The 11,519-nt window shown below is 30.2% G+C and carries 14 protein-coding genes; 5 read left to right on the top strand and 9 right to left on the bottom strand.

The annotated features are described in order from the left end of the window. Positions 1 to 34: 34 nt before the first annotated feature. The 4 genes from dnaJ to hrcA all read right to left on the bottom strand — a co-directional run bounded on the left by dnaJ (position 35) and on the right by hrcA (position 4,709). On the bottom strand, positions 35 to 1,183 hold the full coding sequence (dnaJ, locus tag AC5EAH_RS06560; RefSeq protein WP_493493976.1) for a molecular chaperone DnaJ: 1,149 nt from the start codon (positions 1,181 to 1,183) through the stop codon (positions 35 to 37). 66 nt (positions 1,184 to 1,249) lie between these two features. After that, the gene (dnaK, locus tag AC5EAH_RS06565; protein WP_493493977.1) at positions 1,250 to 3,064 is read right to left on the bottom strand and encodes a molecular chaperone DnaK; all 1,815 of its coding nucleotides are present in this window, start codon (positions 3,062 to 3,064) and stop codon (positions 1,250 to 1,252) included. Between the two features lie 28 nt (positions 3,065 to 3,092). Further along, positions 3,093 to 3,680 (bottom strand): nucleotide exchange factor GrpE, encoded by a 588-nt coding sequence (grpE, locus tag AC5EAH_RS06570; protein WP_493493978.1) that lies wholly within the window; start codon positions 3,678 to 3,680, stop codon positions 3,093 to 3,095. Between the two features lie 18 nt (positions 3,681 to 3,698). Continuing rightward, the gene (gene hrcA / locus AC5EAH_RS06575; protein ID WP_493493979.1) at positions 3,699 to 4,709 is read right to left on the bottom strand and encodes a heat-inducible transcriptional repressor HrcA; all 1,011 of its coding nucleotides are present in this window, start codon (positions 4,707 to 4,709) and stop codon (positions 3,699 to 3,701) included. Positions 4,710 to 4,999: 290 nt separating this feature from the next. Between hrcA and AC5EAH_RS06580 the strand changes: the two genes are divergently transcribed. After that, positions 5,000 to 5,473 (top strand): YunG family protein, encoded by a 474-nt coding sequence (locus AC5EAH_RS06580; protein ID WP_493493980.1) that lies wholly within the window; start codon positions 5,000 to 5,002, stop codon positions 5,471 to 5,473. Positions 5,474 to 5,514: 41 nt separating this feature from the next. Here AC5EAH_RS06580 and AC5EAH_RS06585 read toward each other — a convergent pair whose 3' ends face one another. Both AC5EAH_RS06585 and rpsU read right to left on the bottom strand, forming a co-directional pair. After that, complete coding sequence (locus AC5EAH_RS06585; RefSeq protein WP_493493981.1) at positions 5,515 to 5,997, bottom strand: S-ribosylhomocysteine lyase; 483 nt, start codon at positions 5,995 to 5,997, stop codon at positions 5,515 to 5,517. Positions 5,998 to 6,123: 126 nt separating this feature from the next. Next, a complete protein-coding gene (gene rpsU / locus AC5EAH_RS06590) occupies positions 6,124 to 6,300 on the bottom strand; it encodes a 30S ribosomal protein S21 (RefSeq protein ID WP_493493982.1) in 177 nt (58 codons plus the stop codon). A gap of 339 nt (positions 6,301 to 6,639) precedes the next feature. Here rpsU and AC5EAH_RS06595 point away from each other — a divergent pair, with 339 nt between their 5' ends. The 3 genes from AC5EAH_RS06595 (at position 6,640) to AC5EAH_RS06605 (ending at position 8,095) form a co-directional block, all read left to right on the top strand. Next, positions 6,640 to 6,960, top strand: coding sequence for an Ltp family lipoprotein (locus AC5EAH_RS06595; protein WP_493493983.1), 321 nt, complete (start codon positions 6,640 to 6,642; stop codon positions 6,958 to 6,960). Next, entirely contained in the window at positions 6,945 to 7,025 is an 81-nt protein-coding gene (locus AC5EAH_RS06600) for an Ltp family lipoprotein (RefSeq protein ID WP_493493989.1), read from the top strand. Before AC5EAH_RS06595 ends, AC5EAH_RS06600 begins: the two co-directional genes overlap by 16 nt. Before the next feature lie 203 nt (positions 7,026 to 7,228). After that, on the top strand, positions 7,229 to 8,095 hold the full coding sequence (locus AC5EAH_RS06605) for a YitT family protein (RefSeq protein ID WP_493493984.1): 867 nt from the start codon (positions 7,229 to 7,231) through the stop codon (positions 8,093 to 8,095). Between the two features lie 46 nt (positions 8,096 to 8,141). Here AC5EAH_RS06605 and AC5EAH_RS06610 read toward each other — a convergent pair whose 3' ends face one another. The 3 genes from AC5EAH_RS06610 to AC5EAH_RS06620 form a co-directional block, all read right to left on the bottom strand. Continuing rightward, the gene (locus AC5EAH_RS06610) at positions 8,142 to 8,837 is read right to left on the bottom strand and encodes a zinc metallopeptidase (protein WP_493493985.1); all 696 of its coding nucleotides are present in this window, start codon (positions 8,835 to 8,837) and stop codon (positions 8,142 to 8,144) included. 294 nt (positions 8,838 to 9,131) lie between these two features. Then, on the bottom strand, positions 9,132 to 9,905 hold the full coding sequence (locus AC5EAH_RS06615) for an ABC transporter permease (protein WP_493493986.1): 774 nt from the start codon (positions 9,903 to 9,905) through the stop codon (positions 9,132 to 9,134). Positions 9,906 to 9,914: 9 nt separating this feature from the next. Next, positions 9,915 to 10,784 (bottom strand): ATP-binding cassette domain-containing protein, encoded by an 870-nt coding sequence (locus AC5EAH_RS06620; RefSeq protein ID WP_493493987.1) that lies wholly within the window; start codon positions 10,782 to 10,784, stop codon positions 9,915 to 9,917. Positions 10,785 to 11,043: 259 nt separating this feature from the next. On the opposite strand from AC5EAH_RS06620, the gene AC5EAH_RS06625 reads away from it, so the two are divergent. Further along, on the top strand, positions 11,044 to 11,519 hold a 476-nt coding region (locus AC5EAH_RS06625), incomplete at its 3' end, for a restriction endonuclease subunit S (protein ID WP_493493988.1).

Here is an 11,519-nt window from a genome sequence, read left to right on the forward strand (position 1 = left end):
TCAACACTCTTTGACAAAGAGCCAATCTTTTAATTTATTCAAAATGATCTTTAAATTCTTCCCAACCTTTACGCATCTTATCTAAAATGCTTTCGTTGGATTTAATAATTTTCTCATCACCTATATCTGCTAGTTCTTGTAATAATTCTTTTTGACGTTTAGATAAATGTTTAGGTGTCACCACTTTTACAATAATATACTGATCACCTTGTCCATAACCACGTACATTAGGCATACCCTTACCTTTTAATCTAAATTTAGAATTAGATTGTGTTCCAGCTGGGATTTTTAAAGCAACTTCTCCTGTTAATGTTGGTACTGCTATTTCCGCACCTAATGCTGCTTGTGAAAAAGTAATATCTAAAGTGTAGTATAAATCATCATCTTGTCTTGTGAAGAAACGATGTGATTTCACTTCAAATTCAATATATAAGTCACCTGCTGGTCCACCATTAATTCCTGCTTCACCTTTACCAGATAAGCGGATACGTTGCCCAGTATCTACCCCTTTTGGAATAGTTACTTCAATTTGTGATGTTCTACGTTCATGACCTGTACCTCGACAAGTTGAACAAGGTTCATCTATTTGCTCACCACTACCATGACATTGTGGACATACTTGTTGTGTTTGTATACGCCCAAATGGTGTGTTTTGTTGAACATTGACACGACCATGCCCATGACATTGAGAACAAGTATGTTTAGATGTTCCAGGTTTAGCACCTGAACCATGGCAAGTACGACATTCATCTTCTTTAGTGACGCTAATAGTTTTAACAGCACCAAAAGCTGCTTCTTCAAAAGTAATCGTCATTCGCTGTAATAAATCATTACCTTGTTGCGGTGCATTTGGATTGGCACGACCGCCACCAAAACCACCACCGAAAAATTGACTAAAAATATCTGAGAAGTCACCACCGCCAAAGCCACTAAAGCCGCCACCGTAACCACCTGCACCTTGTTCAAAAGCTGCATGTCCAAATTGATCATATTGTTGACGCTTTTCTTTGTCGCCTAGCACTTCATATGCTTCTGAAATTTCTTTGAATTTTTCATCAGCACCGGGTTCTTTATTTAAATCTGGATGGTATTTTTTTGATAATTTACGATAAGCTTTTTTTATTTCTTGTTCACTTGCCGCTTTAGTAATACCTAGCACTTCATAAAAATCTCTTTTTGCCATATACTGCTATTCTCCTTTGTTATATAAGATAATCGAAAGGCTGAGATGACTCAGCCTTTGTTTAAATTATTTTTCAGTAAAGTCAGCATCAATGACATCATCATCTTGCTTAGTTTCTGATTGTGCTGCACCTTCGGCTTGTTGACTTGCGGCTGCTTGTTCGTATAATTTCATTGACAATTCTTGTACGACTTTTTGTAATTCTTCAGTTTTTGTTTTAATATCTTCAAGATTATCTTCTTTAATTGCTGCTTCTAAAGCTTCTTTTTTCTCTTTAGCAGAATTAATTAATGCTTCGTCTACTTTACCTTCAACTTCTTCTAAAGTTTTATTTGTAGCAAAAACTAATTGATCTGCATTGTTACGTGTATCTACTTCTTCTTTACGTTTAGCATCTGCGTCTGCATTTGCTTCTGCTTCTTTCACCATTCTGTCAATATCTTCTTCTGATAATGAAGAGCTTGATTCAATTGTAATTTTTTGTTCTTTTTGTGTACCTAAATCTTTAGCAGTTACATTAACAATACCATTTTTATCAATATCAAATGTTACTTCAATTTGTGGTACACCACGTGGTGCTGCTGGAATATCTGTTAATTGGAAACGACCAAGTGTTTTGTTATCTGCTGCCATTGGACGTTCACCTTGTAATACATGAATGTCTACTGCTGGTTGATTATCTGCTGCAGTTGAAAATACTTGAGATTTTGATGTTGGAATTGTTGTATTACGTGGAATTAATACAGTTGATACGCCACCCATAGTTTCAATACCTAATGATAATGGTGTAACGTCTAATAATACAACATCTTTCACATCACCTGTTAATACACCACCTTGAATTGCTGCACCCATCGCAACAACTTCATCTGGGTTAACACCTTTATTAGGTTCTTTACCTAATTCTTTTTTAATTGCTTCTTGTACAGCAGGAATACGTGTTGAACCACCTACTAATAATACTTGATCGATTTCACTAGCTGATACACCTGCATCTTTTAATGCTTGACGTGTTGGTTTTAAAGTTCTTTCAACTAAATCACTAGTTAATTCATCAAATTTAGCACGTGTTAATGTCATTTCTAAGTGAACTGGACCACTTGCACCTGCTGAAATGAATGGTAATGAAATTTGTGTAGAAGTAACACCTGATAAATCTTTTTTAGCTTTTTCAGCTGCATCTTTCAAACGTTGCATTGCCATTTTATCTTGTGATAAATCAATACCTTGTTCTTTTTTAAATTCTGCAACTAAATGATTAATAATCGCTTCATCAAAGTCGTCACCACCTAAGTAGTTATCACCAGAAGTTGATAATACTTCAAATACACCGTCACCTAATTCTAATAATGATACGTCAAATGTACCACCACCTAAGTCAAATACTAAGATTTTTTGATCAACATCTGTTTTATCTAAACCATATGCTAATGCTGCAGCAGTTGGTTCGTTAATAATACGTTCTACTTCTAAACCTGCAATTTTACCTGCATCTTTAGTTGCTTGACGTTGTGCATCGTTAAAGTAGGCTGGTACTGTAATAACAGCTTTTGTTACTTTTTCACCTAAATAAGCTTCTGCCGTTGCTTTTAAGTTTTGTAAAATCATTGCTGAAATTTCTTGTGGTGAATATGCTTTATTGTTTACTTGTTCTTTATAATCTGTACCCATGTGACGTTTAATAGAAATTACAGTATTAGGATTTGTTACTGCTTGACGTTTAGCAACTTCACCTACTTGAATTTCTTCACCTTTAAATGCAACAACTGAAGGTGTTGTACGATTACCTTCTGGATTAGCGATAACTTTTGGTTCGCCACCTTCCATCACTGCTACACATGAATTTGTTGTTCCTAAATCGATACCAATAATTTTACTCATTTTATTTTCCTCCGAATTTATTTATATATTATGCATTTACTTTAACCATTGACGGTCTAAGTACACGATCTTTTAATTTATAACCTTTTTGAAATTCTTCTATAACGCTACCACTTTCTTTTGTTTCATCATTTTCTTGCATAACTGCTTGATGAATTGTTGGATCGAAAGTGGCATTTAAAGCTTCTATTACTTCAACACCTTCATTTTTAAGTGCAGCTAAAATACTTTCTTGTACCATTAGTACACCTTTTGTTAATGATTGCACTTCTTCGTTATTTGATTCAGAAGCATGTGACAATGCTCTTTCTAAATTATCTAATGCTGGTAATAAATCAGTAATTACCGCTTGTGCACGATATTTACGGTCTGTTAAAATTTCTTCGTTTTTACGACGTTTGAAATTTTCAAACTCAGCATAGGCTCTTAAATATTTATCTTCTTGTGTTTTTACTTGTTGCTCTAATTCAGAAATTTGATGTTTTAATTGTGTTAATTCATCTACCTCTTCTGTTACTGTTTCTTCTTGAGTTGCTTCTTCTTGTTCTTGAATTGTTGTTTCTTCTTCAATTTTTTCTACAACTTCTTCTTGATTATCTATCGGTGTATTTTCCAACAGTTTTCCCTCCCATCATCAAAGTTCAGTTTCTAAATATTGATTAACTAAGTCTAACATACACATGACTTTATTGTAATTCATTCGTTTTGGCCCAATAATCGCAACTGTGCCAATATTATTATGATGATCATGATAATTTTTAGAAACTATGGACAGTTCTCGAATCATTTCATGATTTAATTCTTTACCTATCTTCACCTCTTTATTTTTACCTGATGTTGGTTCAATTAATTGTAAAAAATCAGGTTGTTCAAATAAATACAACATATTGCCCATTATATTAATATCATATAAATCAGGTTGTTTAAACAAGTTCATTTTACCAGCAACATAATGATGATGTTGCCTATCTTGTTTAATGACATTCATAATCAAATTGATGATGACATCATAATGTTTAATCGTTTTCTTTAAAATGGTCGTTAACTGGTTTTGAATTAACATATACACTTCTGTTAAATTAACATTAAATAAATAATCATTTAATAATTTATTTAAATAAGTTATTTCAAATTGTTGTAAATCATAAGGTATATTAAAATTCTGTTGCTTAATTTGCCCATCACTGACGATTAACATAATCAATAAATGATCTTGATCTAATAAAATTAACTCTATTTTTTTAATTGTCTTATTGCTAGTAGCAGGTGGTAAGACAATTGTTGCATAGTCTGTTAACTCTGATAATAATAAGGCTGTTGTTTTTAAAGTGTCTTGTGGACTATAGTGTTTAGTTAATTTTAATTGTTGTAATTTTTGTGCTTCTATATCAGTTAAATGATATTGATGCAATAAGTAATCAACATAATAACGGTACCCTTTTTCTGAGGGAACTCGACCTGCTGAAGTATGTGGCTTTTCGATATACCCCATTTCTTCTAAATTACTCATTTCATTGCGTATTGTCGCAGAACTAATATTAAATTTAGCTTGTTTCAATAATGATTTAGAGGCAACAGGTTGACCTGAATCGATAAAATCATCGATGATAGACTGTAGAATCAATAACTGTCTTTCTACTAACATCATATCACTCCTCTTCATTAGCACTCTTATATAGTGTTTGCTAATTACAAAACCTATATTATCAAATTAGTCAATATAAGTCAACATTTTTAATTGACTTTTTTTGACTTTTAAATGAACAAGCTTGAAATATTAATATTCATAGCTTTTTTTCATCAATACATACTATATTTTGATAATACTCCCCTTTAATTATTCTTATAAAGTTATAAATACTAATCAAGAAAACACTGTCGATGACATTGTAAACATGATAAAATTTACCTATCACTTATATTGGAGGAATATCAATGTTTTTCACTCGCACAGGTAGACCTATTACATATTATGGTCAAGAGCATAGTCAAAGTATTAGCAGACGCCAAGATAAAGCATCAAATAAAATCACAACGCTTGATGAACTATTTAAAATATTATTACACTCTTGGCAACGAGAAACAGCCTATCCAGCTTGTCAAACTGATCCAGCATTTAATTTAGATAATGACCCTACCTATGGTCAATGTGCAATTACTGCTATGCTCGTTTATGATATGTTTGGCGGTACAATCCATAGAATACGTAATAATAATGGGGGGACGCATTATTTCAACAAAATTAATAATTATATTATTGACTTAACAAGTGATCAATTTACTTTATATCATGAACACATAGACTATACGTTAAGTGAAGTCATAGCTAGAGAATATTGTGGTACAAATAAAGATACTGCAACACGTTATAATTTATTAATTAATAATATTAAAGCTTATATTGTATAAACACAAAAAATTCGATAAGATTAAATCTTACCGAATTTTTATTAGTTGTTAGGATAGTCTGTATCAAAAACATATTGCCATTCATCTTTTTTAGCTAAAAATTGTTCAGCTACTAATTTGGCACCTTCTAACGAGTGTGAAGTTGCCCAACCACATTGCACTTCATTACAAGCTGGTACTTCTGTCGCAACTAAAACATCTTGTAATGTTGCTGTTAAAGCTGTTTCAATAGCTTCATAACTTGGATTATTAATAACAGATAAATAAAAACCTGTTTGACAGCCCATTGGACCAAAATCTAAAACATCAGCTAAATGATTACGTATTAATTCAGCTACCAAATGTTCTAATGAGTGTAAACTTGGCATCTCTAAATGTTCTTTGTTAGGTTGACAAAAACGAATATCATATTTATAAATTTTATCACCATTCGTACCTGTATAAACATTGACTAAACGAATATACGGTGCACGAACTTTAGTATGATCTAAATTGAAACTTTCTACATTCATCGCTTTATTCATATACTTATTCATCTCCAATTATATTTAAAACCATACTAGATGACTATCTAGTATGGTTATCATTTCGTTCTCTTTATGTTAAGAAGGGTTACTTAGCATGAGAAACATCCACCACTAACGCTATTCTTATTTGAATTTACGTTTACGCGCAGCTTCTGATTTTTTCTTACGGCGAACACTTGGTTTTTCGTAGAATTCACGTTTACGAACTTCTTGTATTGTACCATTTTTAGAAACTGTGCGTTTGAAACGGCGAAGAGCATCTTCTAATGATTCGTTTTTACGAACTACTGTTTTTGACATCTCTGTTTCCCCCCCTCCGATTTTTCAAAAATATACAGATATGTCAAGGTACGTATGCACCTACATACTATACTTGAATAGTATAATACACTCCCCCCTTGTCGTCAACCATATTCATCACTTTTTTTGATTTTTTTTAATAAATCAAATACTACTTTATAAAATTAACAGAACTTCTAAAGTTTACGCCACATACTGACAAAAAACTCTGACTTAATAAATTATAAAATTATTTATATAATAATATATTCTTTTAAGGAAATAAGCTATAATTTGAGACACTAACTGTTTATTCTATTTTTTAACGTCATTTTTTATTTTAATGTATATGGAGGCGCTATGGAAAAACTTTCAAACTATCAAATCATAGTATTAATGAATTTAATAATTAATAATTTTGATTTTGATAATGAAATAGAAGAACTAACTGACCTAGAATATGCATTAGAAAGTGCATATTCTTATTCGAATAAATTTCATATGTCAAAAGCCGGTATTTATAATCAATTGATCGCTCCTTACGGTGAAAATCTATCCCCAAAAATCGCACAATATGCTATTGATAATTTAAAAGTTGATTATAAGATCAATGCACTTAAAAATGCTCGATACTATATAAATGAAAAAAATCACCTAAAGATGAGTTGTACGAGCAACTGACATCAGAATATGGAGAAAATTTCACTTCAGAAGAAGCACAATATGCTTTAGACAATTTAAAATAAAAATCACACACAAATTATAGAAGCTAATTCTGCATTTATTAATGCACTTACATTATAATGATAGACATCAACTAAAACATTTTAAAGAATACCTATTTTAAATTATCATAATAATGTATAGTGAATAGAGTATAAATGCAACTTTAAAACTATTTTATTATTTGCTATAATTATAAACAATTATATTTACGAAGGAGTTAAACATGTTTAAGTTAAAAAATATTTTGCTTATTATTCTCGGTACCGGTATTTTTTCTTTTGGTATTAATTATTTAATTATTCCGTATGAACTTTTTGAAGGCGGCGTAACAGGTATTACTTTAATTACATACTATTTATTTAAGATTCCTGTCTCTTATATGAACATTATCTTAAATATCCCCTTATTTATTATAGGTTGGCGTACATTAGGTAAACGTTCACTAGTTTATAGTTTACTTGGTACAGTTTCCGTATCTGCTTGGTTAAGTATTTTTAGCCACATTCACTTTACTATTAATTTACAAAATGATCTAGTACTTGTTGTTATTATTAGTGGTGTAATTCTTGGTTTAGGTCTAGGTATAACATTTAATGCCGGTGGTACAACAGGTGGTACAGATATTATTGCGCGTATAGTGAATAAATATTTTGGTTTATCAATGGGTAAAGTCATGTTAGCAGTTGACTTTTTAGTTATTCTAATGACATTAATTGTTTTTCAAAATTTACGTACGACAACTTACACGCTATTATTCGTGTTCATCGCAACACGTGTGATCGACTTTGTTGTTGAAGGAGGTTATGGTGGTAAAGGCTTTACTATTATTTCTTCAAAATATAACGAAATTGCTGAGTTAATTGATAAAGAATTAAATCGTGGTGTGACATTTATTCATACCCAAGGTTACTATACTAAACATGAAAATAAAATTATTTACTGTGTTGTGGCACGCAATGAAATTCAACAAATGAAACGTTTAATTAATAAAGTAGATCCACATGCTTTTGTTACAGTTGTTGATACTCACGATGTGATGGGCGAAGGTTTCACATTAGATCAAAATAAACAACCTCTTAATCATGACTAAATAAAAAATAAGGCTTGAAGTAATTATTCTCAAGCCTTATTTTTTATTAATCACGCGAGCTACTGTTTGCCATTAATATAAATCTAAATAGTTCAATTAATGCAACTGCTGCACCCGCAACATATGTTAATGCCGCTGCTGTTAAAACTTTTTTACAATGACGATATTCTTTTTCTTCTACAATATTTAATGCTTCAACTTGTTGTAAAGCACGTTTTGAGGCATCAAATTCTACAGGTAATGTAACAATTTGGAACATCACGGCAAAAGCCATAAAAATAACACCTGCCCATAATGCATAATGACCTAAATAAGAATTCATATACGTTAAAAACATACCTACTGTAATTGCCATCCAGCTTAAATTAGAACCTAAATTAGCTAAAGGGACTAACATCGCACGCAATCTCATTGGTTTATAATCAGCCACTTTATCTTGGATAACATGCCCTACTTCATGTGCTGCAACTGCTGTTGCTGCCACTGAAGGTGTAGAATAATTATGTGGTGATAAAACAACTTGATTCGTTGAAGGATTATAATGATCAGATAATAAACCTTGACCTTGTACTACCTCTACATCATAAATACCATTAGCGTGCATAATTTCTTCCGCTACTTGTTTACCAGTTTTTCCAGAAGTAGACGCGACTTTACTATATTTCGAATAAGTAGATTTCAATTTATATTGTGCCCACATCGGTAACAATGAAATTAAAATGAAATAGATAAAAATATTCAAATGAATTGTCCTCCTTTTTTATTTCTTTTATATTTTACCATAATTTATAGAGACTGCAACTAATCACACCTTAGAAACATTTTGTAGTTGTTTAATATATATTTTTTGATACAATAGAATTAGATATTATACAAGGAGGATACATTCATGCGTAAAAAATTAAGTCGTATTATGGTTTTCATCATGTTAATCACAATTTTATTATCTGGTTTCTCAACAGTTATTTGGATGTTCATGAAATAACAAAAAGATATCATTAATTAAACAAACACGTTAAATTAATGATATCTTTTATTATTTTATTCTCGCAACACGTTTTTTAAAAATAGTTTGTGAAATAATAATCAAAACAAGAGCAATTAATAAAATAATAAGTGCTTGTAATGTAAACTGCACTAGTTGCTGCATCGCTAAATTATTATCTTGTTGCATAAATTTTAAAATACTTGTCGGTAAATGTTTCGTATAGTTTGTAAAATTATTATTAATTAATAACTCTAAATAATGAATAATCTTTTGATTGAAAATCAACCAACATATACTAATTAACACAGCTAATCGACTTAATACAAAAATATTAGTTAATAACATTGTTAAACCACCGTAAAACAATAAGCGCACAATTAATGTTATTATTTCAACAGCTAAATTATTAGCAAAACTTTGTTCATCAAATAATACATAGCCACTAAATAAATAAATACCGACAACTAAAGATATAATAGACAAACTCGCCAATATTAAACAGAACACAGTAATATTGAACCATTTAGCCATTAACCATTTCCCAACTTTAATTTGCTGATAAGCTACAATTTTAGCAGTTTTTCTTTGCATTTCTTCGACTAAAGTTAAATTAAAATAAATAATTGAAATAAAAATAATCGTCGTTAATATATACTTCATATAAATTGTATAACTCATTAATATTGTTATCTCATGCTTATTTTTATACCAAGGAATAGTAAAAGCAGCTATCACAGACAACACTATACTCATGATAATCATTAACCATGTTATTTTGCGATGATACAATTTAGCAAATTCAAATTTAAATAATGCTTTCATATTTCTCCTTTACTCATTAATAGATGATACAAAATATTTTGATAAAGTTTCTTTTACTTCTGTTACAGTGCTAATTTTAATATCATGTTGTACTAATAATTCAATACTCTCATCTAAATAACCATTTTCAACTTCTACAACGATAGCATCTTCTGTTTTCGTTAAAATTTTATAGCCATAACCTTTTAATAGATTACGTGCCGTTTCAACTTTATCAACTTTAAATTGCGTTGCAACTTTAGTTTTTGATATTTCTTTAAAATCAATTACTTCTGATATTTTACCATCTGCTAGCACTATAATATCAGTACATAAATTTTCCGCTTCAGTTAAATGATTCGTTGTCAATAAAATACCTATACCTTGCTTAGCTAATACTTTTAATAATTGAATCAACTCATGTCTAGCAAATGTATCTAAACCTGTAAAGGGTTCATCAATAATTAATAAATCAGGTTGTGAAACTAATGCCAATGCTAATGATAATCTAACACGCATACCTAAAGAATAATCTCTTACTTTTTTCTTACGCTCATGATAAAGATGCATCACTTTTAATATTTGCACCAATTGTTCATCTGTTATATTTGGATAATTTAATTGACTCAATAGTTTTAAATTCTTCCATCCACTAAAATCACTATAAAACAATGGTGATTCAGGCATAATTGATATTTCTTTTGCATGAACAACTAAGCCACCACGTTTGCTGTATCTATATTTCAAAATATAATGACATAATCTTGACTTACCCGAATTATTTTCACCAATAATCCCTAATATTTGTCCACGTTGAACTGTAAACGATAAATTATTAAACGTTTGGTGTTTAGATATTTTTTTATTAAATTGGTTAAAAGTTAATAAAACTTCTTCCATAATAGACCTCCAATCATATAAACTACTATCCTTTAAGATTACCACATAGCTACCCTATTGTCATTTAATATTTCATCAACAATAGATTGTTTATTCTCTCACCCATTCAACTTAATAATTAATTCATCCAATTGCTTTATACAGCAAAATAAAAATGAAATATTCAACCTTATTACTAAACATTAATATTTATAAATATACAAAATTATATAATTAATTATATGGAATTCAAGCTTGGGAACAGCGTAAGTTGGAGGAAGTGGCGGAGATTAGTCGTGGTTCTTCACCACGACCGATACAAGACTCAAAATGGTTTGATGAAAATTCAGAAATTGGATGGTTAAGAATTACTGATGTTACAGAGCAAAATGGAAGAATTAATTACTTAAATCAGAAAATTTCTAAGTTAGGGCAAGAAAAAACTCGTGTAATAAAAACTCCACATTTATTATTAAGTATAGCAGCAACTGTTGGAAAGCCTGTTATAAACTATGTTCAAACTGGTGTTCATGATGGATTTTTAATTTTTTATAATCCAAAATTTGAAATAGATTTTATGTTTTATTGGTTTGAAATCTTTAGATTGAATTGGAAAAAATATGGACAACCTGGAAGTCAAGTGAATTTAAACTCAAATATAGTAAAAAAACAAGAAGTTTATTTTGCTAGTATAGAAGAGCAAAATAAACTCATACATTTTTTTAAAACTATAGACAATCTCATCACTCTTCATCA

The sequence above is a fragment of the Staphylococcus sp. B1(2026) genome (assembly GCF_058895785.1).

What these genes read in the sequence shown, in the direction of transcription:
- AC5EAH_RS06595 (WP_493493983.1), top strand. Translation starts at nt 6,640, where the DNA reads ATGGAAAAACTTTCAAACTATCAAATCATAGTATTAATGAATTTAATA.
- AC5EAH_RS06585 (WP_493493981.1), bottom strand. Translation starts at nt 5,997, where the DNA reads ATGAATAAAGCGATGAATGTAGAAAGTTTCAATTTAGATCATACTAAA.
- AC5EAH_RS06620 (WP_493493987.1), bottom strand. Translation starts at nt 10,784, where the DNA reads ATGGAAGAAGTTTTATTAACTTTTAACCAATTTAATAAAAAAATATCT.
- dnaJ (WP_493493976.1), bottom strand. Translation starts at nt 1,183, where the DNA reads ATGGCAAAAAGAGATTTTTATGAAGTGCTAGGTATTACTAAAGCGGCA.
- AC5EAH_RS06615 (WP_493493986.1), bottom strand. Translation starts at nt 9,905, where the DNA reads ATGAAAGCATTATTTAAATTTGAATTTGCTAAATTGTATCATCGCAAA.
- rpsU (WP_493493982.1), bottom strand. Translation starts at nt 6,300, where the DNA reads ATGTCAAAAACAGTAGTTCGTAAAAACGAATCATTAGAAGATGCTCTT.
- dnaK (WP_493493977.1), bottom strand. Translation starts at nt 3,064, where the DNA reads ATGAGTAAAATTATTGGTATCGATTTAGGAACAACAAATTCATGTGTA.
- AC5EAH_RS06580 (WP_493493980.1), top strand. Translation starts at nt 5,000, where the DNA reads ATGTTTTTCACTCGCACAGGTAGACCTATTACATATTATGGTCAAGAG.
- AC5EAH_RS06605 (WP_493493984.1), top strand. Translation starts at nt 7,229, where the DNA reads ATGTTTAAGTTAAAAAATATTTTGCTTATTATTCTCGGTACCGGTATT.
- hrcA (WP_493493979.1), bottom strand. Translation starts at nt 4,709, where the DNA reads ATGTTAGTAGAAAGACAGTTATTGATTCTACAGTCTATCATCGATGAT.